26 protein-coding genes and 3 pseudogenes are annotated in these 21,366 nt (G+C 54.1%); 11 read left to right on the top strand and 18 right to left on the bottom strand.

Annotated features, from left to right (window positions below):
- Nucleotides 1–43 precede the first annotated feature (43 nt).
- The 3 genes and pseudogenes from wtpA to MPAL_RS17640 all read left to right on the top strand — a co-directional run.
- Complete coding sequence (gene wtpA, locus MPAL_RS14770) at nt 44–1,942, top strand: tungstate ABC transporter substrate-binding protein WtpA (RefSeq protein ID WP_052292271.1); 1,899 nt, start codon at nt 44–46, stop codon at nt 1,940–1,942.
- Between the two features lie 394 nt (nt 1,943–2,336).
- Nucleotides 2,337–2,549: pseudogene (locus MPAL_RS15375) on the top strand (divalent metal cation transporter); the annotation flags it as partial.
- 371 nt (nt 2,550–2,920) lie between these two features.
- Nucleotides 2,921–3,076 (top strand): annotated as a pseudogene (locus MPAL_RS17640) (divalent metal cation transporter); the annotation flags it as partial.
- On the opposite strand, the gene MPAL_RS11480 reads toward MPAL_RS17640, so the two are convergent.
- Entirely contained in the window at nt 3,045–4,001 is a 957-nt protein-coding gene (locus tag MPAL_RS11480; protein WP_012618904.1) for an IS5-like element ISMepa1 family transposase, read from the bottom strand. The pseudogene MPAL_RS17640 and the gene MPAL_RS11480 sit on opposite strands and share 32 nt — an antisense overlap.
- Nucleotides 4,002–4,551: 550 nt before the next feature.
- Here MPAL_RS11480 and MPAL_RS15945 point away from each other — a divergent pair.
- Nucleotides 4,552–4,863, top strand: a complete 312-nt coding sequence (locus MPAL_RS15945; protein ID WP_148208234.1) for a hypothetical protein — start codon at nt 4,552–4,554, stop codon at nt 4,861–4,863.
- A 35-nt stretch (nt 4,864–4,898) separates the two neighbouring features.
- Here the strand turns inward: MPAL_RS15945 and MPAL_RS11475 are convergent, their stop codons facing one another.
- Nucleotides 4,899–5,480: a 3'-5' exonuclease gene (locus tag MPAL_RS11475; protein ID WP_012618903.1), complete on the bottom strand. Its 582-nt coding sequence runs from the start codon at nt 5,478–5,480 to the stop codon at nt 4,899–4,901.
- Between the two features lie 493 nt (nt 5,481–5,973).
- Here MPAL_RS11475 and MPAL_RS11470 point away from each other — a divergent pair, with 493 nt between their 5' ends.
- Together MPAL_RS11470 and MPAL_RS11465 are read left to right on the top strand one after the other, a co-directional pair.
- On the top strand, nt 5,974–6,189 hold the full coding sequence (locus tag MPAL_RS11470) for a hypothetical protein (RefSeq protein WP_012618901.1): 216 nt from the start codon (nt 5,974–5,976) through the stop codon (nt 6,187–6,189).
- A 489-nt stretch (nt 6,190–6,678) separates the two neighbouring features.
- Nucleotides 6,679–6,906: a hypothetical protein gene (locus MPAL_RS11465; RefSeq protein WP_148208233.1), complete on the top strand. Its 228-nt coding sequence runs from the start codon at nt 6,679–6,681 to the stop codon at nt 6,904–6,906.
- Here the strand turns inward: MPAL_RS11465 and MPAL_RS17260 are convergent.
- From MPAL_RS17260 to MPAL_RS11450, 4 genes are all read right to left on the bottom strand, one after another.
- Nucleotides 6,903–7,028: a hypothetical protein gene (locus MPAL_RS17260; protein WP_269078466.1), complete on the bottom strand. Its 126-nt coding sequence runs from the start codon at nt 7,026–7,028 to the stop codon at nt 6,903–6,905. The genes MPAL_RS11465 and MPAL_RS17260 overlap by 4 nt on opposite strands.
- 486 nt (nt 7,029–7,514) lie before the next feature.
- Complete coding sequence (locus MPAL_RS11460; RefSeq protein ID WP_012618898.1) at nt 7,515–8,024, bottom strand: hypothetical protein; 510 nt, start codon at nt 8,022–8,024, stop codon at nt 7,515–7,517.
- Between the two features lie 952 nt (nt 8,025–8,976).
- Complete coding sequence (locus tag MPAL_RS16610; protein WP_012618897.1) at nt 8,977–9,309, bottom strand: hypothetical protein; 333 nt, start codon at nt 9,307–9,309, stop codon at nt 8,977–8,979.
- Between the two features lie 82 nt (nt 9,310–9,391).
- Nucleotides 9,392–9,580, bottom strand: a complete 189-nt coding sequence (locus tag MPAL_RS11450; protein ID WP_012618896.1) for a hypothetical protein — start codon at nt 9,578–9,580, stop codon at nt 9,392–9,394.
- A 228-nt stretch (nt 9,581–9,808) separates the two neighbouring features.
- Here MPAL_RS11450 and MPAL_RS11445 point away from each other — a divergent pair, with 228 nt between their 5' ends.
- Together MPAL_RS11445 and MPAL_RS11440 are read left to right on the top strand one after the other, a co-directional pair.
- A complete protein-coding gene (locus tag MPAL_RS11445) occupies nt 9,809–10,468 on the top strand; it encodes a YczE/YyaS/YitT family protein (protein ID WP_012618895.1) in 660 nt (219 codons plus the stop codon).
- Between the two features lie 360 nt (nt 10,469–10,828).
- Nucleotides 10,829–11,206 carry a MarR family winged helix-turn-helix transcriptional regulator gene (locus MPAL_RS11440; RefSeq protein WP_201763846.1) on the top strand — a complete coding sequence of 126 codons (378 nt, stop codon included), beginning with the start codon at nt 10,829–10,831 and terminating at the stop codon, nt 11,204–11,206.
- A 95-nt stretch (nt 11,207–11,301) separates the two neighbouring features.
- Here MPAL_RS11440 and MPAL_RS11435 read toward each other — a convergent pair whose 3' ends face one another.
- Together MPAL_RS11435 and MPAL_RS11430 are read right to left on the bottom strand one after the other, a co-directional pair.
- Nucleotides 11,302–11,673: a carbohydrate-binding protein gene (locus MPAL_RS11435; RefSeq protein WP_048145366.1), complete on the bottom strand. Its 372-nt coding sequence runs from the start codon at nt 11,671–11,673 to the stop codon at nt 11,302–11,304.
- Nucleotides 11,674–12,063: 390 nt separating this feature from the next.
- Nucleotides 12,064–12,714, bottom strand: a complete 651-nt coding sequence (locus MPAL_RS11430; protein ID WP_012618891.1) for a CRISPR-associated endonuclease Cas6 — start codon at nt 12,712–12,714, stop codon at nt 12,064–12,066.
- Between the two features lie 124 nt (nt 12,715–12,838).
- Between MPAL_RS11430 and MPAL_RS15935 the strand changes: the two genes are divergently transcribed.
- Nucleotides 12,839–13,078: a hypothetical protein gene (locus tag MPAL_RS15935; RefSeq protein WP_148208232.1), complete on the top strand. Its 240-nt coding sequence runs from the start codon at nt 12,839–12,841 to the stop codon at nt 13,076–13,078.
- Between the two features lie 116 nt (nt 13,079–13,194).
- Here the strand turns inward: MPAL_RS15935 and MPAL_RS17255 are convergent, their stop codons facing one another.
- The gene (locus MPAL_RS17255) at nt 13,195–13,401 is read right to left on the bottom strand and encodes a serine hydrolase (RefSeq protein ID WP_269078491.1); all 207 of its coding nucleotides are present in this window, start codon (nt 13,399–13,401) and stop codon (nt 13,195–13,197) included.
- Between the two features lie 347 nt (nt 13,402–13,748).
- A complete protein-coding gene (locus MPAL_RS11420; protein WP_012618889.1) occupies nt 13,749–14,777 on the bottom strand; it encodes a ComEC/Rec2 family competence protein in 1,029 nt (342 codons plus the stop codon).
- 83 nt (nt 14,778–14,860) lie between these two features.
- On the opposite strand from MPAL_RS11420, the gene MPAL_RS11415 reads away from it, so the two are divergent.
- Entirely contained in the window at nt 14,861–15,085 is a 225-nt protein-coding gene (locus tag MPAL_RS11415; RefSeq protein WP_012618888.1) for a ferredoxin, read from the top strand.
- 731 nt (nt 15,086–15,816) lie between these two features.
- On the opposite strand, the gene MPAL_RS11405 is transcribed toward MPAL_RS11415, so the two are convergent.
- The 8 genes and pseudogenes from MPAL_RS11405 to MPAL_RS11370 all read right to left on the bottom strand — a co-directional run bounded on the left by MPAL_RS11405 (nt 15,817) and on the right by MPAL_RS11370 (nt 20,397).
- On the bottom strand, nt 15,817–16,782 hold the full coding sequence (locus tag MPAL_RS11405; RefSeq protein ID WP_083767050.1) for a sensor histidine kinase: 966 nt from the start codon (nt 16,780–16,782) through the stop codon (nt 15,817–15,819).
- Nucleotides 16,739–17,026 (bottom strand): annotated as a pseudogene (locus MPAL_RS11400) (PAS domain-containing protein); the annotation flags it as partial. The pseudogene MPAL_RS11400 and the gene MPAL_RS11405, both read right to left, overlap by 44 nt.
- A gap of 67 nt (nt 17,027–17,093) precedes the next feature.
- A complete protein-coding gene (locus MPAL_RS11395) occupies nt 17,094–17,558 on the bottom strand; it encodes a hypothetical protein (protein WP_012618886.1) in 465 nt (154 codons plus the stop codon).
- Nucleotides 17,555–18,073 (bottom strand): PAS domain-containing protein, encoded by a 519-nt coding sequence (locus MPAL_RS11390; RefSeq protein WP_048145362.1) that lies wholly within the window; start codon nt 18,071–18,073, stop codon nt 17,555–17,557. Before MPAL_RS11390 ends, MPAL_RS11395 begins: the two co-directional genes overlap by 4 nt.
- A 9-nt stretch (nt 18,074–18,082) precedes the next feature.
- A complete protein-coding gene (locus tag MPAL_RS11385; RefSeq protein ID WP_048145361.1) occupies nt 18,083–18,337 on the bottom strand; it encodes a hypothetical protein in 255 nt (84 codons plus the stop codon).
- Nucleotides 18,338–18,443: 106 nt separating this feature from the next.
- Nucleotides 18,444–19,616 (bottom strand): hypothetical protein, encoded by a 1,173-nt coding sequence (locus MPAL_RS11380; protein WP_148208231.1) that lies wholly within the window; start codon nt 19,614–19,616, stop codon nt 18,444–18,446.
- Between the two features lie 9 nt (nt 19,617–19,625).
- Nucleotides 19,626–20,123 (bottom strand): peptide-methionine (S)-S-oxide reductase MsrA, encoded by a 498-nt coding sequence (msrA, locus tag MPAL_RS11375; protein ID WP_012618884.1) that lies wholly within the window; start codon nt 20,121–20,123, stop codon nt 19,626–19,628.
- A gap of 43 nt (nt 20,124–20,166) precedes the next feature.
- On the bottom strand, nt 20,167–20,397 hold the full coding sequence (locus tag MPAL_RS11370) for a hypothetical protein (protein ID WP_012618883.1): 231 nt from the start codon (nt 20,395–20,397) through the stop codon (nt 20,167–20,169).
- A gap of 115 nt (nt 20,398–20,512) precedes the next feature.
- On the opposite strand from MPAL_RS11370, the gene MPAL_RS11365 reads away from it, so the two are divergent.
- Nucleotides 20,513–21,244 carry a M48 family metallopeptidase gene (locus tag MPAL_RS11365; protein ID WP_012618882.1) on the top strand — a complete coding sequence of 244 codons (732 nt, stop codon included), beginning with the start codon at nt 20,513–20,515 and terminating at the stop codon, nt 21,242–21,244.
- Nucleotides 21,245–21,366: the final 122 nt, after the last annotated feature.

Genomic DNA, 21,366 nt, shown 5'->3' with positions numbered 1-21,366 from the left:
ACCTATAAATACATGCCGGTTGAGGTAATTGATGGTAATATCTATGTCTGAACGAACCATCACATGTTGCATCGCTCTGGTTGTGCTGCTGCTGATCAGTCTCTGCATTTCAGGATGCATGACAACCCAGCAACCGTCTGCCAATGGTACGGCAGCCAATGTGACCAGTGCATCCAATGCCTCAACTCCGGTGAAGGAACTGCTGGTCGCGACGACGACAAGCCTGTACGATACCGGGCTCCTCGATTATCTTGCACCGATCTACGAAAAACAGTACAATACCCACCTGAAGATCACATCACAGGGGACTGGAAAGGCAATAGATCTAGCCCAGCGTGGGGATGCTGATGTGCTGCTGGTCCATTCACCTTCAGATGAGGTGACCTTCATGGAGAACGGGAACGGTGTCAACCGGCGCTCGTTTGCGTACAACTACTTCGAGATCGTTGGTCCTGCCAGCGACCCGGCACAGATCAAGGGGCTCTCGCCTGAGGACGCATTTAAGAAGCTCAAAGCGGACGGCGCAAACAACACCGCCAATGTCGCCTTCGTCTCCCGCGGTGACGGGTCCGGAACCCAGTCTGCAGAGAAGAAGATCTGGAAGAACGCCGGCTTCGACTATGCCACCCAGATCGAGAAATCCGGGGACTGGTATGTCGAGGCAGGCAAAGGAATGGGTGAGACCCTCCAGATGGCCGACCAGAAGCAGGCCTACACCCTGACCGATGAGGGGACGTTCCTCGCATACAAGGGGAACCTGACTCTCATACCGGTGATCATCAAAGGGGATAGCCTACTCAACATCTACAGTGTGATGTCAGTGGTGCCGAAGAACAATGCGACGGCTAGCATTACTGCCGCCAACACCCTCGCGACGTTCCTGACCGACAACACCACCCAGCAATTGATCGCCGACTATGGGAAGGACAAGTATGGCAAGGGGCTCTTCTCCCCGATGAATGCAACGATGGCAAAGACGTTCAAGGTCGACAACTCGGCCCCGCTGAATGCGACCACCCCAGCGATAGTCTTCCAAGCTGGCTCTCTGGCGACCCCGTTCAAGGCCGTCAAGTCGATCTTTGAGAAGGACACCACTGGGGCTGAGGTAGAACTCTTCAGTGGCTCCTCGATCACGATGATCGAGAAGGTGACCAAGATGGGCGAGAAGGCTGACATCGTCGCCAGTGCTGACGCCGACCAGATCTCCCGTTTGATGGTCCCTGACAACGCCTCGTTCACCCTGAACTTCGCGCGGAACGCAATGGTGCTCGTCTACACCAACAACAGCACCAGTGCGTCCACCATCACAAAGGACAACTGGTACTCGGTGCTGGGTCAGGATAATGTCAAACTCGTCACCAGTGACCCGACCTCTGACCCAGGGGGTTACCGTGCCTACATGACACTGGTCCTGGCCGAGTCATATTACAAGGTCCCCGACCTCTTCAAGAAGGTCGTCAGTGATCACAGTGCGATCACAGTGAACAAGACCGGAGCCAACACCACCATCGACCTGACGAACCCGAAGCAGGACAACAAGGGTCTGTTGATTCCGAACGCCACCGGCCCGACCTACCTGGACCTCCTTACGAGCGGTAAGGCCGACTATGCCCTGGTCTACCGGTCGAGCGCTGTCGACGCCGGGCTCCCGTATATCGAGCTGCCAGATGAGATCTCGCTGGCAAACCTGAGCATGAGCAAAGATTACGCTTTGGTGCAGGCGAAGACCCCATCAGGACTGATCCCTGCCACCCCGATCGTCTATGGACTGACGATCCCGACCCGGGCTGCGCATCCAGACCTGGGTGTCGCGTTCATCAAGGCGCTCGCTTCTGACCAGGGCGCAGCAGCTCTGAACAAGAGTGGGTTGGCCCCCATGACCCCGATGACGGCGACCGGCACGGTGCCGGACTCACTGAAGTCGCTGGTCAGCACCACCTGACCCACTATTTTTTTTAATCATTTGTACCTATTCTGAGTGATTCCGAACCTCCTATTCAATTCTGTGGTTCCCTCGAAGATCGACGTGAGAACTGACAGGTCGGAATATCTGGAGTGAACATGACGCCGTTTCCCCCTGTACTTCTGCTTGATCCAATTCAATGACATCACGACCGGCACCATGAACCCTCACCAGAAGAGATGAGATTGGCAGATTGATGATGAGGAAAAATGGTTTGTCCTGATGTTGAAATACCTGAAAACATTGATTAAAAAAATAGGGGTCTGATTTTATTACCAGTGCGGCTGATGACGATCCTTCCGGCATTGGAACCTACTCCCAGATCGGTGCAGTGCTCTGGTTCAGTCAGTTATGGGCGTGATTATTTTCATTTCCATTTATAATTGTTATCCCGCAGATGTGTGGCCGTATCGAAATGGTGACTGGAAAAGGGTTGGCCGGCGTCATTCTCGATCATTACTCAAAACCAGTGTTATATTTAGCAGTTTCTCTGCTGGTGATTATCAATACCATCAATATTGGTGCAGACCTGGCGGCGATGACCACTTCGGCGCAGATGCTGCTGAGATTGCTGTTTCATTTCTGACTATGGCTCATGACAGGATTCATTATTATCCTGGAGGTTTTGTAACCTATAAAACATATTCTAAAATTCTGAAGTATCTGGCCCTGATATTGATTGCATACATCCTGAAAACCTTCTTTGTTAAATTGGATTGGGGAATCATTGTTAAAACACGGTGCTCCATCAAATTCAGTTTTCAGCAGACTATCTGCTCACTGTTGTGTCAATCTTAGGCACTACGATCTCCTATATCTGTTCTTTTGGCAGGTTTCAGAGGAGGTTGAAGAGGAGATCGTTAATAGGAATGTTTCGGATATAGGCGTTGGAATACCTGTGGTGACACAGCAAAATGTTACTGGTATGGATAGGGATACCATCGTTGGGGATGTTTTTTTTCTCAAGTCATCATGTTTTTTATCATTATAATCACCGCCGCTACGCTCCATGCCAACGGAATAAGCACTTTTGAAACAGCATCGCAGGCAGCAGAGGCTTTGAGACCATTTGCGGGTGACCTTACATGCGAGATCCCGTGCTGCGGTCTTTGAGATCGATTTTTCTATAAATTTTTCGGCTCTGTTGAAATGCTTCAACTATGATAACAATCACGACTGATTGAACCACCTTCGTGAGGTTATGGAGGATCATTTTGACCTTGATCTCCTTGACCTGGTACCAATATTTTCGTGCCTTGAGGTCCTCTCCGAATCTTCTTTTAATGACTGAAAATGCGGTTTCAACTTTGTTTCTCTCGTAATAGCGTTTCGAATCGAAGTTGTTATACATCTCTTGTCTGTATTTCCCCGAATAGATCTTTCCTTTCCAGGTTCTGACAGGTATCACCGAATCAGCACCCATTTCTTCCCTGATCTGTCGATGAAGTTTCTCGGAATCGTACCCTTTATCCATCACATAACACCCGGTTTTTCTGGTCCTCTGGCACTGCCTGAGGAGTGGTTCAGCATGTTTAGTGTCGTGAACTGGTTTTAGCGAGATCTTGGAAAAGAAGATCACCTGCTTACATGTATCTACTGCAATCGACGTTTTCAGGAAGTTTTTTCGGGTCTTTCCTGTACGCCAGGAGTAATAATGACTGGCGTACGAACTTGTGAATCCCGTAGAATCAATGGCAGTTGTTGGAACAATTTCACCCCAGGAATAAAACAGTTTGAGGGTTTTATTCAGGAATATCGAGAGTACTGCAGAAGGAGTTCGAGCCATGAACTTATGGATGGTCGAGTAGTGGGGAACCTGGTCCAAATTGAGGATGTCTTTGATCCTGCCCATCAGATTGATGAGTTCGACTACATCACGATAGTCAGTACCAAGGGCTTCACGAAAGAGAAGGATCGCCATGAGCTGATGCTGAGTATACGTTCTCCGAGAATATTTACAGGAATAAAGAGGGAAATGGGAGGATCGTAGTACTGAACAGATGTATCTGATAAGTTTGATATACCAGTTCGTTGACATTATCTCTGCTCCTTGTTGTTGGTTTTGCCATTGACTCAAGGAGCAACGATTCTTATTAGATATTTGCCTTATCGTGGGATCATAGTACTAGAGGATTTCAACAGAGCTAATTTTTCCATTTTATTACTCCCACCTCTGAGAGGGGCATACCGGAGTCTGTTTTCTGGGAGAAAACGTTTTAATCGTTCTAGTGTTACTCGATATTATTGCCGTAATCTTCCAATCGCACCTATTCAAACCAACAGATCCTGACCTGTCTGTGATGCGGCACCATACTAGGGCAGCTTCTCCAGTCTTGTCTGGAATTGGGATCTCTCCTAAACTGTCCGGCAGGTACGACCGGTCTATCGTCCTGGTTTTCCAAGATCCTGACGTACTGTATGCAGGTTCGGGTGATCTATCCATAATGAGAATCAGACTTTTTTCGGCTAAATAACCCTGATGCCTGCTTGAAATTGCAATAGATATAAATAGTTTACTCAGTATAATCAGGCCGCTCAGTATGCATCTGACCACAGTCTGAGCGGTATGCCGATCGTTGGGGAGAATTATGTCAGACAGAGATAGAGATCTGGGAAGTGAATCCAACAGGGGCCTGGCCTCTGCTGATCCGGAGACCCGGGCACGGGTGGCTCGGATGGGGGGGTATGCCCCCCATCGCGAACGAGGGTTACAGGCCGCCTCTCCGGAGACACGTGAGAGGGTTGCACGGATGGGTGGGGTGGCCTCTCATGGTGGGCAACCCACCGGTTCTGCAGAGCGAGTTTCATCGATGAGGCCCATACCGAGTGGACCGGATCTGGGGCCACTCGATCGGGACAGGCGGGCAGCCAGGTCCAGGAAACAGTCTCCTGGTACGTGATCCTGCCCGGGAACAGGTGAACAAACTCTTCTTTTTTATATATCCTCCTCGCTGTTCTGCAAATCTCTGATTACAAAGAAGCAGGCGGCACAGGCCTTCGCATCGGCAAGGGCTCGGTGCGCCCCGGCGAACGGTTCATCAAAGAGGTGCAGATACAGTGCCGAGAGGGAGAGCGGGTGAGGGCTGTGGCCGGTGGCCGACCTGTTGAGCGTCTTCGATGCCTCCATCGTGCAGAACCGGGGCTTATCGAGCTGGTCCACCGGCATACCTGCCCGGATCAGTTCGGCCCCGACCACCCGGTGATCGAAACTGACCTGATGGCCACAGATCAATTCGCTCTGCTCCAGGGCCAGCAGGAACCGGGCCAGCACCTCAGAAATTGCAGACCCCTGCTCGGTAGCCTGCTCGGTGGTGATCCCATGAATGGCCGTGCTTTCAGCCGGCACCGAAAACCCGTCGGGCCGGACCAACAGCCCTGCCTCCTCGATCACCGTTCCCTTCGTGTCGGTCAGTACCCAACCGAGCTCGACGATCCTCGGCCAGTTGGCGACCCTGTGCATCGAGGCATGTTTTTTTTTCGGGAGGCCGGTAGTTTCGGTGTCAAAGAAGAGGTACACGCTGGATCAAATGTGCGGGCAGGGTATTTATAGTATTGAACATCCCGTTCCCGGTTAGGTTCTGGACAGGTCCCTAGTCATAAACGTGGATCGATGTATTATTTCAGCCCCTGAAAATTCAGGTCCCGAAGGGGATAAGGTCCAGGGATTGAGAACGATAGGGGTGGGGAATGGGGGAGGAGGCCTGATTGGAATATTTGAGGAGGAGAAGATAATATTATTACCAAGGAATCCGTTGCTTTTTGCTGGGTTCTTTCGTACTGACCCTGCACGGAGGTTGAACTGTGGCGTTGCAGACTTGCGATGAGACGATCATTGCGCTTGGGGTGGCACTCTGCAGTTCCTCTCGGGGTCGTATATCGTATCGAAGAGGCTTGTCGCCATCAGCATGGTGATTGAAAGCTTTGCTGAGGAGGCTGCCATCTACTACCAGGCCGAGGCCCTCGCAGCAGCGGCCGATCGGTTATTTCGGGAATTTGAAGAATGAACGGTGATGCAGGATCTGGTTGGTGATAGTACTCTGGATGGTGTGAGCCTTCAGGGGTTCTCCGGGCAGGGATACCTTGTCATCGAGAACTATGCGAGCAGGTTCATCTGCGAAGAGGTCGAGATCTGCCACTCGCTCGATGGCCGTTCATGCCTCCCGTTCGGCAAGCACAGTGGGTGTCCGGTTGCATTCATGACTGGGGGAGGGACGGGCAGCGATTGATGGACTTGGTCTTCTGTTGGTGTTTCGCCAGAATGGCCTACCATCATGGCTTCTCCTGTAACACAGCCAGCCTGGGGACGGCTACCTTTCAGAGCGTGACCTTTGAGGACTGCTAGGGGGTCTCGTGTGGGAGCGGGCAGAGGGAGGCAGGGCTCGAGGACTGATCCTGCGGGTTCGATCTGATCGACACCAGTCACCTGCTCGGACTTATAGTCCGTCGGTGTCGGGCGGTCGGCTCATTCAAGTCCGGGTTCCACACCGACTGCTCCAGGGAGGGGCATGAGTAGCAGACCGCCGACCTCCTCTTTGAGGACTGTGAGAGCGAGGGGAACGGCGTCTGTTCAGGGACCACCCCGGCCGAACTGTATCAGAACGGTTACTACCTGCAGGACCACGTGACCCTCCGCCGGTGTAGGGCGAAGGGGAACCTGAAGGTCGGTTTCTTCTTCAAAAATGAGGCCGCTGGGAGTGTGGTTATGGGCGGGTGTCGTGACGAAGGGAGTGGGGCACCGGCTGGTGATCGAGTATAGTGGGACCAGGTTCGTCGCCAGGAGGTTCACTTCCTCCGGTGCGACCCGCCGGGCCCTCCAGGTCCCCGCGACCAATGCAGACCTCGAGGTTGGGATTGCCGATTTCGCTGGTCATGGGAAACTGGTCCTCCTTGGGGTCACCAAGCGTCTGGAGTTCATCGACGTCCCAGTTCATCTGACTGACTAGGCCTGGTACCGGAGGATCGCGAGGCCGCTCTCTGGGATCTTCGTGCTGAATGTCGAGTGCATGATCCAAACAACTGACCTCGTCGAGGTGCACCCGCCCTCGATCTCGGCTGTCGACCCCACCAGGGTGACGATCCGAGTGACTCGGGAGCCGGAACCTCAACACCAATTCCATCCGCACCCTCAATCGACAGCCACCCGGTCGGGAGATCGGTCTCGCTGAACTAGGCCAATGAGAGATTACGATCTAGGATCCGGTCAGACGGGCTGATTGAGGATTTAGGGGCATATCTGAGAGTATTGACTTTTTCCAGTCTTCGATAATTGTATCTTCTGGTTACCACTATCCTGGTTGGGATAGTTCCTTATTTTGCCATCAGGTTTTTGGCAGGATCGAGGGTCTTTAACAGGGTTCTGCCGAATTCAGACCTCTGATCAGAATGGTCAACAGAACAGAGGTTGCTCCAGTTCTGAACCGCTCTCTCACCTGGCATTGTATTCTCTCCACCTTACTGAGTGAGTCTGGCAGAAATCGGTTCATGAAGGATTGAAATTCAAGGATAATCGAAAAAGTGAATCGATATGAGATAAAAGAGATATGTAGTGGTATTAATTAACTGCAGACCCCTGCTGCTCTGTCTGTTTCTTCAATTTCCTGCTTTTAGCAAAGACAGGGTACTTCATCGTGAAGATCATGCCGATGATGATCGTGATATACATCGTGGCATCGCCGAGGACGCCAAAGAGGTCATTGTAAAAGAATTCAATCACACTCTTGATCAGGCCCACAGCGAAGAGTAGTCCCCATCCAAAGGTCATCTCTTTGTTGATCTGGATGAATATCGGGTTCTCCCAGGTCTCCCGGGGGACATCCAGCTTGGCGTACTGCAGAGTGAATGGCATTCCAATTGCGAGGGTACCGAAGGCGACCAGAGTGAGCACTGCCGATGAGGAGATGCTGATGTAAGGGATGACCTGATATTGATGGAGGACGATGATCAGGAGGCTGTTCAGGGCAAAGAAGAAGACCGTCACCCATTGACTGATGATCTTGTTGGCTAGATCTTTATATCCGACCAGAACCGTTGCTACCAGACAGATGATGAGGGCTTCTTCCAAACTGATGAGGCTGTGGCCGGCCAGAATCCCAAAAAGGATCTAGGGTAAAAAGGAGATGACTAATGTGAGTGGTTTCATTCTGTCACCAATATAAGAAATTTTGAGAGAATAGTTAATAAACATAGAGGTTTTGGTATTCCCTCGATATTCAGCCTCCTACCCTGCAGTCGACCTGACCCGATTCCGTGGAATCTTCTGACTATTATCAGGGCTCCTATACTCTGGTGTTGATGATCGGGTGGCCACTCGCCCAACCCGTTTGGAGTGATGCCCTTGATCTCTTCCGCAGGCCTCTCCGGGGGGAATGTTCGCATGCTGGGGATCTAGAATTACCTCTATCACTGTCGACGATCACCGGATCGGGGGCGAGATCTCCCGAGATCTCCGATGGTGGAGGCAGGTGACTAGGCTCGTCGACAGGGAAGATCCCTTATCTTCAAGGTGAATCTTGGATAGTTGAACTGTGTTCTGCCCGGTACGCAGGGAAAAAAGAGGGGAATTTTAGGTTTCAACCCTCGTAGGCGACGAGGATCGATCCAGTCTCATTCTCAAGGGACTGGATGCTGGACAGTTCCTGGGGAGAGTGTTTCTTGTAGGGGGGATTTTTTCATAGCCGACGAGGGTTGCCCCAATCTTCTCCTCAAGTCAATGTACCTCCAGAAGAGCATCTTCTGAGAGGTGTGCGGGTCGTGCGCATTCAATATAGGTCACCAGCCTCGTATTATCTGCTCATATATATATATAATACCTCGCTCAATATAATTGAGTTAAGGCACCGTTTTCCGGTCCCTCTTCTCTTCTCATGTCGAAGGCTGCTTGATTCAGTCGTTTGATACCAGTCAACCAGCCGGGAGATCTGAAAAACGGGAAGGAGGGCTGGCCGACAGGGCGGTTGATCTCCCCTGGAATCACCATCTGGTATTACCGGGGGAGTGATCCACCTCATCAATCCCTACTGTTCGTTGTAGAGGATGACGATATCATTGAAGTCGATCCGGCTTTTTTTGTTGAAGTCGAAGGCACTGACCGGGTCGTTCTCTGTGATCCAGTCCATCTGGTTGAAGAAGACCACGACGTCGCTGAAGTCGAGGAGACTGTTGCTGTTGATGTCTTCGTAGAGGCCTTCATGGTTAAGGTCCCCGGGAGTGTTTGTTCCAGGGGGTACTGGTGCTGGCCGCTCCGGCAGCATGCCTTCCAGGATCTCACCGAACGAGAGGCTGGTGATCGTCGTGTCCGTCACGACTATGGTCTGCGGGTCCACGTGGGTGAATCGATGCATACCCATGCCGAAAAACACCTTATCAGGGGAATTGAAGTCCCTGTGCCAAGTACTTCAGGATCTCCCAACCGGTGCCGTTCTTCACCATCTAGTCCGCGAGGTAGATAGCCCTGGTCTTGGTCGACACGTTCGCGACCACCATCCCGGTCTCCGGCGCGGTCGCAGTGCCGAGGATGTCCCTGACAATATAGTGGGGAAGGCCGGTGTTGGAATTGATCGCGGCCGCCGGCGTAGCGACGGGCAGCAGAAGTAACAGAGGCAGTGCAGAGAAGTGCATATGTGTTCAATGGCTGTCTCCTTATATCCGAATACTGTAGCGCAAAACCGGGAGATTTCCGAGCGGAATGAGGTCGAGGGCTGGTTCCCTCCTGTGCGACATGCTCTCCCGCCGGGGAACGTCGCAGGGTTGATGCGTACCTGTACACCACCCGAGTCCATGTGTTTAGTTGCATGTGCCACTATTTAAATCCCTGAAAGATCAAATTACAAGAGGGGACCTTCAAACTTGTTAACCTCTCATACTCTCAAAAGAGGGATATTATTACTGATTGGTTTATTTTTCATGGGTCTGGGAATTAGTCTGATCACACGATCGTACCTGGGGACATCTCCCATTTCGAGTGTTCCCTATGTGCTCTGTCTGATATTTCCTATCACCTTTGGAGGATTTGCCTTCTTGCTGGGTCTTCTCTTTTTAGTCATGGAGATCCTTATACTGGGTAAGGATTTCCCAAAAAAACAACTTCTTCAACTTTTTATCGGCGTACTTCTGGGTGTTTTCATCGATGTAGGAATGTACCTCTCCGCCTTTGTAAATCCGGAATTTTATGCTGCAAAGATCGTCACGTTACTCCTCGGCTGCATTGTTCTTGCTCTGGGAGTTTATCTGGAAATATCGGCCAATTCATTCCTGTATCCTGCCGATGCCATTGTGAAGGTAATTGCTCAGAAATCGGGAAAGAAATTTGGAACCACAAAAATTATGTTTGATTCCACGTTGTGTTGCGTTGCAGGACTTATTTCACTCTCTGTATTCGGGACAATTAAAGGCCTGGGGGAGGGAACTGTCATATCTGCTTTACTAGTCGGGTATATCATAACCGGAATCAGCACCATCTTTTTTCAGTTCAATAGCAAAAAGGAGTTGTTGCATTCTGATCACTGATCTTTTTCTGTTGTAACTATACTCTCTTGTAGCGATACCGGCGTAACTCTTCTGGGAGACCGCCTTCGAATTGTACGGCAAAAGGCGATTTTTTCACGATCCCCGGGTTTATATTAACCGGTGTGATGGTGATGTAGAACCGGAAACCGATGGACGGGTTGATGCTCTGGAGCTGCCTGTGGAGGTCATCGATGCAGAAGGACGAGTGCTGGCTTTTCTTGATCCCGTTGGTAATTTATCGACAAGTAATGATCAGCGTACAAATCTATTAGAGTGTAAAAGTTGCATATGAAACTAAAGTGAGGGGGTTCCATGAAAAATTTATCAAAGTATATCTCTGTGGCTCATCGTCGTGCACAGATGTTTTACACGGAACATCTCAAAAAATTGGAACTAAGTAGCGGACAGTATATGTTCATCGTCTGTATCTGTGAGAACGTTGCTCAAACACAGGATGAACTGTCTCAACGACTGATCATCGACAAGGGCACCGTGGCAAAGGTTCTACCCCAACTCGAGACGAATGGGTTCATCACGAAAGTAGTCAATCCTGAGGATCGGCGTGAATTAAAGATATATCCGACGAATAAAGCTCTTGCCGTCTATCCTGAAATACTGGAGATACGAGATGCGTGGCATCGGAAGATGACGGAAAACTTCAGTGATCTCGAACGTGATGTTTTTGAAAAACTTCTGGAAAATGTGATGGAAAACGCTATCGAACACTGCAAGGACTGACACGTTTCCATGACTAACACGTGTGGAGTTCTGACCCGCATTCGAGAGGCTGGATGGGCCGACAGGGTCGCCGGTGTTCAGCATGTTGACCCTCGCTACCTGAGTCGTCTCGTCGTCTGGATAGATCTGGACCGAGGATCCTGTGGGGATGTGGCAACCTGGAACCCGACATCGTAGGTGTGGGCTGTGCCGATGTTTACGGTGAACGCGAGCCAGTTGCTGGCCTGGATCCAGCCGACGTTCGGCGACCCTTCGATGTCGAGATGTTCGAGGTCGACATCACTCTGATGATAGATTCCGCCCTTTTTCCCGTGAGTGGTATCATGGGAGGCTACTTCTTCACCACCAGTGTCGATGTCCTCTGCCTGTAATGATTGGCCGGAGATGGTATGCGGACTGTTGTATGGGGTGCCGGCTACCACCCTCGGTGCAACCGTCGTGATCGCTGGAACCAGTATCGTGGGCACCGTCGTGGTGTTTACCGGCGCAGGTCGTGTCGGTTCGATGTCTGCCAGGCGGCGTTAGCAGCATCTTTGCAGTTTTCGCTGCAGACTATATGAGGTGTTTGCCAGTCTGATTTCTGAATCGGGGTTGGATACTGAGATTTGATCTTTGGTCGCAGTTTTTTTCCGGAACACATGCAGTGACACACGCCCTCCCCTCATGTGAGGGTGGGTGCTCTTCATATCAGCTGTGTAGAACTATCCTTCTCTCAGTACGCAAGGTATATCATCCGTTTCCCCAGACGGGCTGATTTACCAGTTTTTCATGGTCGCATTTGAAACACGATATAAACTGCTTGCTGACAAGTGTTTGACCGCGGCTCCTGGTCGCTGTCATGTCCGGCCAGACCCCCTTCACTCTTCCTTCACTACTCTTCTCCTCACCGCCCCGAACCCTGTCGGCACCGATCTCCCGAAGCCGAGCAGGTCTGGAATGACAAAATTCACCGAGAATGTCCCGGTGAAGAGGATGACGCCGGCCCCGTTGAGTCGGCTCTTCTGAAAGTGCAGATTTGACGCAACGCTGACCGGGTCGGGGATCGTATACCCGACCGCCCGGGCGAGCGTCCCGATCTGCTTGACCAGGATCTTCTGCAAAAATCCGGCCCGCCGGTCCTTCCTCTTCAGCGTGTAGAACGTCCGGGCTTGCTCCTGGTTCAGCGCGAGCCAGGGGGTGATGAACTCGTATCCAATCAACTCCGGTGCGATCCCGAACGCCTCCTCCCTGACGGATGCATCCCGGCTCTGGACCTCGTAGGTCTCTGCCCCCATGGGAATTCGGTCGCCGACCGCTGCAAGAACTGCCGCCCCCTCGTTGATCCCGACCAGTGTCGGCACCCCGTCGACGTCCTTGTACTGCACGACTGGATACTGGTGAATCGCCCCGGCCGGATGGAGGATTGTATATTCGCTCACCGCCATCGAAAAGAGCCGGAGGAGGTCGCGGGCGGCGTCCGTACTCATCCCTGGAGAAGTGAGCGTGAGGGTGAAGATCTGAAGAATCATGGGAGATCAGTGGTGAAACATCGACCTCATCAGCAAAGAGAGCTTTGCCTGCCGGCAAGGATATGAAAAAACCGGGGATTAATTTTTTTCCATCTCGTTACATGGCCCAGGTATAGGTTGCATTATGAGGATTATCAATCCAGAGTGTCATTGTCATCCGCTGAACCGAGCCATCCGGTCCTGTATTGAGCACGACCCCTGCCCGCATACTCTGAATCGATACCCCCGGCCGGCCCCATCACATAAAACACATATCATTGAACTGCCAGTCGGGATCGATGGGGATCGCCCCCGTCGTGTTGTTGGGCCGGACGTCGATCGTGTGGAGGGACACGTGGTCAGGTTCGACAAGAAGGCAACGTAATCGCTCCTCTGTGTGAGCGAATCAGTGCAGGTGGACTCCTTCGTGACCTATGGATCGTTCATCTTGTAGCCCGGTACATACTGGATGACCGGATCGCTCCAGTTCATCCTGCCATCTTAGGCCTCCATGGCCGCGAAGGCGGCCGTGAATGCTTTAGAGGTAGAACCGATCTGGAAGACGGTATCCGTGGTGACGGGATCGGAACCGCCGGCTGTCTTCACGCCGAAGCCCTTTGCAAAGACGATCGTACTAGTTTTGATATTGGCGACAGCCTTGCCCTGGACGTTCCTGGCCTGCCGCGCGTTTTCTGCGTACTTATAAATGGTTGATTGTGGTGTTGCGTACCTCTGCAGTTGGAGAATGGGGTGCTGTCATATATGACGGAGACACCGATGTACCTGTTTCAGCAGATGGGTTTGTCGTGCCTCTGGCAACGCATATCCAGACAACTAGCAGTGCGAGGAAGATGAAAATAGAAGGGGATCGCTTCAAAAATCTCGTATTCGGGTCTGTATCGTCTTCAAGTTTTTCGTTGTTGTATTTGTATACTACGTGTTGACAGAGGACGAATGGAACCACTAATTGTGCTTAAAGAGCACCATCCCTGATCAATCGTTGAAAAAATGTTAGAGATTGGCATATTTAGGGAGATCCGCTTCATGTTGCGACGTTACTCGTCACTCGATCGGTACAGGGGGTCTCCGCTGGTGTATTCCTGCCAGAGCGAACAGGTCTTCCCATCCGAGGTGACGATCACGTTTCCATCCCAGTCCGTCCTCCCAACCTTCGCGTTCCGCATCGTCAACGTCCCGGTGATCCGCGAACTTGGGAACCCATAGATGTTCTCCCCAACACTGATCACCCCGATATCTGGGGAGACTCTGGCCAGGAAATCCCCGCTCGTCATCTTCCCGTCGCCATGCCCGGCCACCTTCAGCACCGAACTCTTCAGGTCGGTCCCGGATGCAAGTAATCGCTGCTCGGTCGCTGTTCCCATGTCCCCGCAGCAGAGGAACGACGTCTCCTTGTAGACCAGTTTGAAGACCAGTGAGTCCTCCTGCTGGTTTCCGGTCCTTGCCGCCCCGGGGTTCAGCACCGTGATCGAGAGTGACGGATCGAGATCGATCGTATCCCCGGCTGCCAGATGGGAGACCGGGACCTGCTGTGCCTGTAAAAGGTCCAAAATCCGCTGGTAATCGAGCGGGTGGCCGTTCGGTCCGCCGTTGTCGAGGAACTGTTTGGGTTGGAGCGTTCGGATTACCGTCTCCATCCCACCCGTATGATCGGCCTGACCGTTGGTCGCTACCAGCATATCCAGGGAAGTCACCTTCTGTGCTTTCAGATAGTTTACTACCGTCTCCGAGGTCTCCTTCGGGCCGGCATCGATCAGCATCGTATGCCCGTACGGCGAGATAATCAGAGCGGCGTCCCCCTCCCCGACATCGATGAAGTGGACGATCAAGAGTCCCTCTTCCGGCACCGAGGGGGCGATCTCCGTCGTCTCGGCCGGCTCAGGCGTCGGAACTTCTTGGGTCACTATCCGGGGGCTGGTGTTCGGCATCACCTCGTGCGGCTGGACCGAGATCGGCGGGATCGTGATTGGGTTCACCTTGGGAAAGAAGTAACTGAACCCGCCAAAAAGGGCGAAGAGAACCACGGCAAAGCAGGCCACGATCAGCAGGTTCAACTTCATATCCATGCGTACCGGTTGGTGCAGAACGCATATAAGGAAACCTGAATCGATCTGAAGTGTATTTATGCCTCAACAACCAAAACGGTTCGATGAAAATCGTCTCGATCAACCGTGACGCGTGCATCTCGTGTGCGGCCTGCTGGCTTCTCTGCCCGGGGATCTTCACAGAGGAGAAAGGGGATATGAAGAGTTCCATCCAGCCCTCCTGCCAGATCGACGGCCTGCTGGCAGAGGGGACAGTCCCTTCGAACCAGGATGTATATGCTGCTGAGGCGGCAGACGCCTGCCCGGTCCATGTGATCACCATCCGTTGATCCCGATACCACCAATACGTTCATCACCTCTGGTTCAGAGATCTGAATAACCGGGCTGAGGTTCGCCCCGGGGAGGGCACATGAGGAGATGCACCCACTGCAACATGGAGATCCAGCCGGATGTCACGATCTGTCCCTACTGTTTTAATGCAGTTGAAGCGACCAAACGCTGTGTCCACTGCGGGACGCCGATCCGGCAGGGGGACCGGACCTGCCGATTCTGCAACGCGATCATCCCGACCAGGCGGATCCCCGATAACCCGATGGCAGTCCTCCTGGCCACGGCGAAGGATCCGATCGCAGAGCGCGAGCGTCACCCGATCCGGTCCAACCCATTCCTGGCCGTCTACCTTTTGATTGTCGTGGTGATCGCCTCTTTCCTCCTCTGGCAGGTCTATATTCACCTGGGTCCTGGACAGACGAGGATGGAACTGGAGGGGGTGCTCAAGGAGGTATCTGGCACCATCCCGGCCCCTGGTGAGAATCTGACCGGGAGTGAAGCCGCCGCGGTGACGGCCTGGTCCTCCCTCAACAAGACCGGGGTTCCGGTCCGGATTCGGTTTGGGTCCCTGGTGGGGATGGTACAGAACCTGACGGCCACTGACCGAGCCTGGGTGATGGCTGAGGTCGAACCGGGCCATTGGATCGCCGGCGATCCGGTGACCGGACAGATCATGGAGATGATCGACCACCCACTCTATTACCGCGGCTGGGACTATACCTCCCCAACGTCAGCGCAGGAATCGCTGGCCCGACTCACCCGATATCAGACTGTCACCGCCGCGATCGCCGCCGGTACGGCCACGACTGCCGAACTGCATGAACAGTCCCTTCTTGCCTCGGATCTGGCCCGGGAGTCCGGGAACCTGACCGTCGCAGGGTAGGCCCAGCGTCGGAAGGGTGAAGAAGAACGCGGACCCCCGCCCCTCGCAGTTCTCCACCCAGAGTTCGCCCCCGTGTCGTTCGATCACCTTTCTGCAGATCGCGAGCCCGATCCCGGTGCCAGGGCACTCTGCCTGGGTGTGTAGCCGCTGAAATATCATAATTAAGATCCGTTCGTGGGCATCTGCCGGGATCCCGATTCCGTTGTCCCTGAATGCAAAGGTCCAGGTCTCCCCACTCCGGGCTGCACTGATCTGAACCTCGGGGCGGTCCGGACCATGGGACTTGATCACATTAGTAATCAGATTCAAAAAGACCTGTAACAACTGGCCGGCATCCCCGCATACACAGGGGAGCTGATCGTGCGTGACCTGAGCCTGCTCCTCTTCGATCAGATGCCCGAGTTGGGCGAGGGTTGTTATGAGCAGGTCCTCGCAGTCCACTGTGTGAAATGCCGATCCCTTCCGGGTGAGCCGCGAGTAATCAAGCAGGTCGGCGATCAGTTCCTTCATTCGCTCTCCTCTGTCGATGATGAATCCGATCATCTCTGCGGCATCTGGACCGAGCTCCGCTTTATACCACTTTTCGAGGAGATAAATATAACTGAGTACCGTCCTGAGCGACTCGTTCAGGTCATGGGAGGCTACATATGCAAACTGCTCCAGGTCCTGGTTGGACTTCCGAAGAGTGTGGATCGCCTTCTGCAGATCCATCTCCGCCCTCTTTCGTGCGGTGATATCCGGCAGAACCGAGTGGATCGCCTGGCCGGCATTATACGGGATTGCCGCCGAGGTGATCTCGACCATCACCTGCATCCCGTCCCGCTCGGTGCACTCGCACCTCGGTCAGCGGTGAGGTTTTCATCGCCCCGGACTCGATATCCCTGATCCGTCGACTGCTCTCTCCCCGATCATCCGGATGGAGCAGTGCGGTCATCCCTGTACTGATCAGTTTATCGGCGGACTCGGTCCCCAGGAGTCTGGCCCCGACAGGGTTCAGGTAAACAAATCTACCATCCTGATGGAGTACAATCGCATCAGGAGTTAGGTCCACCAGGGAGCGGTACCGCCTTCGCTATCAGCCAACGCCTCCTCGGCCACCATCTTGGAAGTGATATCGTGTGAGGCTACGAGGGCTGCCTCGAATCCCCCGGTCCGGTCGTAGTCGGGCTCATGATGTACGCCAGATGCTGGATGGTATCATTCTCTCTTCGCGAGTACTGTCCTCTGACGACAGTCCCCTCGGTGAAGACCCAGATCACCTCTTCAAGGGATGGCAGTACCTGTTCGACCCGGATCCCAGGCTCCCCGAGTGTCGCATCGATCGCCTCATCTGCTTTTTTCATATGAAGTGCTGCGGCTGCTGGGGGGTTCAGGTACGAGATTCGAAGATCTCTGCTGAAAATCAGGATCTCCTCAGGAGACATGGTCAGCACCGCACGCAACCGTTCCTTCTGATCATCGAGATCGGCGGTCAACATACGGAGGTGGTCGGCCGCTGCATCCAGTTCCTCGTTCTTCAGTTTCAGGTCCTTAGCATGCCGGGCGTTCTCTTCGTCGACCTCCCCCCGCCTAGTGTCGGTCGTGATCACCGAATACCGCCCGTTTTTAATGGCAGTGAACCGGTTCTGAATACAGCGGCACGTGCCGTCCTTTCGGCGGATCCAGTACTCCAATTCCTTGGGGAGGGCCTGGTTCCCCCTTGTCTCTTCCGGCCCTGTCCCTGATGGCCGTGGTCATGTCTGCGATCACGACTTCCCGACCATCCCACAGTCTGAGCCCGCACTCCTCCTGCAAATGGGGCACCAGTCTGGAGATGCATGATCGTGGCCTGTTTCACCTGTTCGCGATCATCCGGGTGGATCCCCTCCTGCCACCCATTGCGGGTCATTGGGTACAGATGCTCCTCCTCACCCTTCCCAAACCCGCAGATCAGGTTGGTGGCGACGTCATGCTCGTCGATCAGGTCTTGGGTAATCTTCGCGACTATCAGAAACCGTTCCTCTGCAGTACGCAGCGAGTGGTGGATATTCCGCCGTTCCGGAACCACTCTGACCTGCCAGAGGATCCCTTTGACCAGTCCTGTACCGGAGGGTCTCGCCTTCACGGCGATCAGTCATGAAGCCCTGTTCCTTGGCTGCAGGTGTACCTCGGCAGCATGGATAACATCGCCGCGTCGAAGTCGTTCTGTGATTGTCTTCAGGATCTCCCTGCTCTCCATCTCCAGTCTGTCCAGCAGGTGCATAAGTCTGATGCATGACTGAACAGTCCCCTGGGTGGTACCGGCTTGCTGGTCCAAAAAAGAGGCCTGGAGCGTATTCAGATACTTCCACATCTGGTCGATCTGCCGGCAGAACGGACCGCCTGTCATGCCGACACCCAGATTCTGGTCGATGACATCAACACCCCCTGGCCCAGCTGGATCCCTGCTTTCAGAGATTACTGAAACGCATGACGTTATATGGGTTGAACGCTATTCAGAGCATCCCAAAGACCCTGATGACATCATCGAAGTCGACCCGACCATCTCCATTGAAGTCGAAGAGGCCGGCAGGCTCGTCTTCGCCGATCCAGTCCATCTGGTTGAAGAAGAGGACCACATCAGAGAAGTCGGCCACCCCACTGCCGTCCAGGTCCTCGTACCGCCCGTCCAGGTCCGGATCGGACGGGATCATCTTCCCGCCTGGAATCAACAACGGCCGCTGCCGGGCCGCTGCCGAATCCGGACTGATCATCAGGGAGGACTCGTCGACGGCCTCGAAGGCAGACCCCTTCACCTGCTGCAATTCGTGGAGGAGATCGTTATTCCATCGCTCATCTGGGGCTCCGGAGAGGTACCATGATGATCCATTGTCTGCCAGAATCATCCCGTACTCCTTTAGTGCGGTCAGAATTACCTGCACCTCCGGCGAAAACCCACTGATGTCATAGTCGGCCTTCAGCCGGAAACGCTGCCCGAGTGGAGGATACTGGCTGCCGGTCAGCGAGGAGGCCTCGTGACGTGCCGGCCAGATGTACGCTCCCCTCGTCTGGGGGGCTGTGAACCGGATCGCATGGGTGATCGCCCCGTCGGCCACCTCGTCGTACCTGACCAGCCCGGGGAGGATCGGCAACCCTGCGGCATCGGCTGAGGTCCAGCCGACCGGGCGGAGGGCGGAGCAGTTCAGGTCGAAGACCGCCCCTGACCCGCAATCCCAGGAGCGGTCGGACTGCAGGTGCGCGTCGTAGAGTTCATAGAGTTGGTGGTTGTCCCGGTCGATCACCAGCACATGCCGGTCCCCGGTGGCCTCCGAACCCCCTTCCACCGGCGCTGTCGATGGGACCGGGTACGGCCCGGGGTCGCTCTCGTCCGGATAGTAGAACGAGACCGGGACTGCCGGCTGGGACCCGTTGACCACCACGTACGGGATCCCGATCGGACCGCCTTCCCAGGTCCCTGACCCGAAGTCCGGGTGGACCGGCCTGGACGAGCCGATCGTCGAGATGTAAGCTGCCGAGTAGGCGTCGGTCGGGAGTGTATCGATTCGGGTGTTCCAGACATTATCCGGCGGGAAGATCGGGCACCCTTCTATAACCGGTGCGGCCGTTGCAGTGGCGATCAACAGCAACCCGGCCAGCAGCCCGTTGAGAACAGTCAGGCGGATCATCATCGCCTTACTTCAGAGGTGGCAGCCGGATCTGCCGTGTTTGACCAGATATTGCTGGTGATACTTCTCTGCAGGATAGAATCGGGAGGCATGAACCACGGCTGTCTGGATTGGACCCCTGAACCGTTCGGACTGATCTAGGTCCTGGATCATCCGTCGTGCCTCCTCTTCCTGTACCGGTGTATGAAAGAAGATCACCGACCTGTACTGCTCGCCGACATCAGGCCCCTGTCGGTTGAGGCTGGTCGGGTCATGATGTGAGAAGAAGATCGCCAGCAGAGCCTGGTACTCGATCAGATTCGGATCGAACTCAACCTGCACCACCTCGGCATGTCCGGTCCTGCCGGTGCAGACCATCTCATAGGTGGGGTCAGGGGTAGTGCCGCCCATGTACCCGGCGGTGGTCTTTGTCACCCCTCTGATCGTTCGGAACGCCTCCTCAACTCCCCAGAAGCAACCACCTCCGAACGTCGCTGTTTCAATCCTGTCCTCTTCTGCTCTGCTCACCATATGAGAGCAGATCTACGGGATGTGAGATAAACTCACTGGTGGGTCAGCGCCGTTCCTCCTCTCCGCGTGCGATCGAGACGATCATTTTGGCGCATTCGGTTCTGTTCCGCTGGAAGTACAGATCGGCCAGCGTATCGTAGTCCATTTCGCTCTCTTTATGGGTATTGAAGTAGTATTTAATCGCCCTGTCGCAGCGCTCGTACCGTTCGATCTCTGTGGTTATCTCGCGCCCATACTTCTGTGCGATCCGTTCTAGTAGCCTATCGGTCTCCATCTACACGCTCTCTGTTAATACTGTTTGCCCTCTTGGATTATCTAGATGCCCGGTCCGGGCCCTCCATTCCTCACACACCTATAAACCGGCAAACCGACAACCTCTGATCTGGCAGATGAACACACGTGAAAGAGCCGGGGGGACCTGTTTCTGCAGAGGCCGGGCCGTTCCCTACACCATCCAATACCGCCCGCGGCGCAAACATCTCGCGGTGGCTGTCCATACCGACCTCAGGGTCGAAGTGCTGGTGCCGGAGAAAACCGGGGGGGCCGCGATAGATCGTCTCCTCAGCGAGAAGGCGGACTGGATCGCAACAACCCTCGCCCGGTTGGAGTCATCCCCTGAGCGCACCTTCTCCCGAACCTATCGTGAGGGGGAGACGTTCCTGCTGCTCGGTGAACGCTATCGTCTCTCGATCAGCAGGGGTGGGGATACTCTCCGGGTCACGGCTGCGGACGGGCGACTCCTGGTTGCGATCGGCGATCCGGTCGACCGGTCTCAGGTCAGGTCTGCAGTCATCGCGTGGTATCGGCAGCAGGCCGAGGCCATCATCCCTCCCCTGGTCGACCGATATGCAGTCGTGACCGGTGGTGGGGTGCAGGGGGTCAGGTTCAAACTGCTCCAGAAACGGTGGGGTTCCTGCTCGTCGAAGAAGAACCTGAACTTCAACATCAGGCTGGTGATGGCTCCGCTCTCGCAGGTCGAGTATGTCGTCGTCCATGAACTCTGCCATATCGGCTGCATGGATCATTCCCCCCGGTTCTGGAAGAGGGTGGGAACGGTTCTTCCAGGATACCTGCAGGAGCGGCAGCACCTTAAGGAGCAGGAGTGGGAGTACCTGCTCTGAATCTCAAGAAAAATATTTATAATATCAGTGTATATGTGAGGATCATCCCCTGGGTCTGGGGGATGATCAAACACCACCTAGAACAGAGTCATCAACAACCTCAATGCAATAACACCTTCAAT

The sequence above is a fragment of the Methanosphaerula palustris E1-9c genome (assembly GCF_000021965.1).
Classification (GTDB): domain Archaea; phylum Halobacteriota; class Methanomicrobia; order Methanomicrobiales; family Methanospirillaceae; genus Methanosphaerula; species Methanosphaerula palustris.
This window is presented reverse-complemented; position numbering and strand designations above follow the sequence as displayed.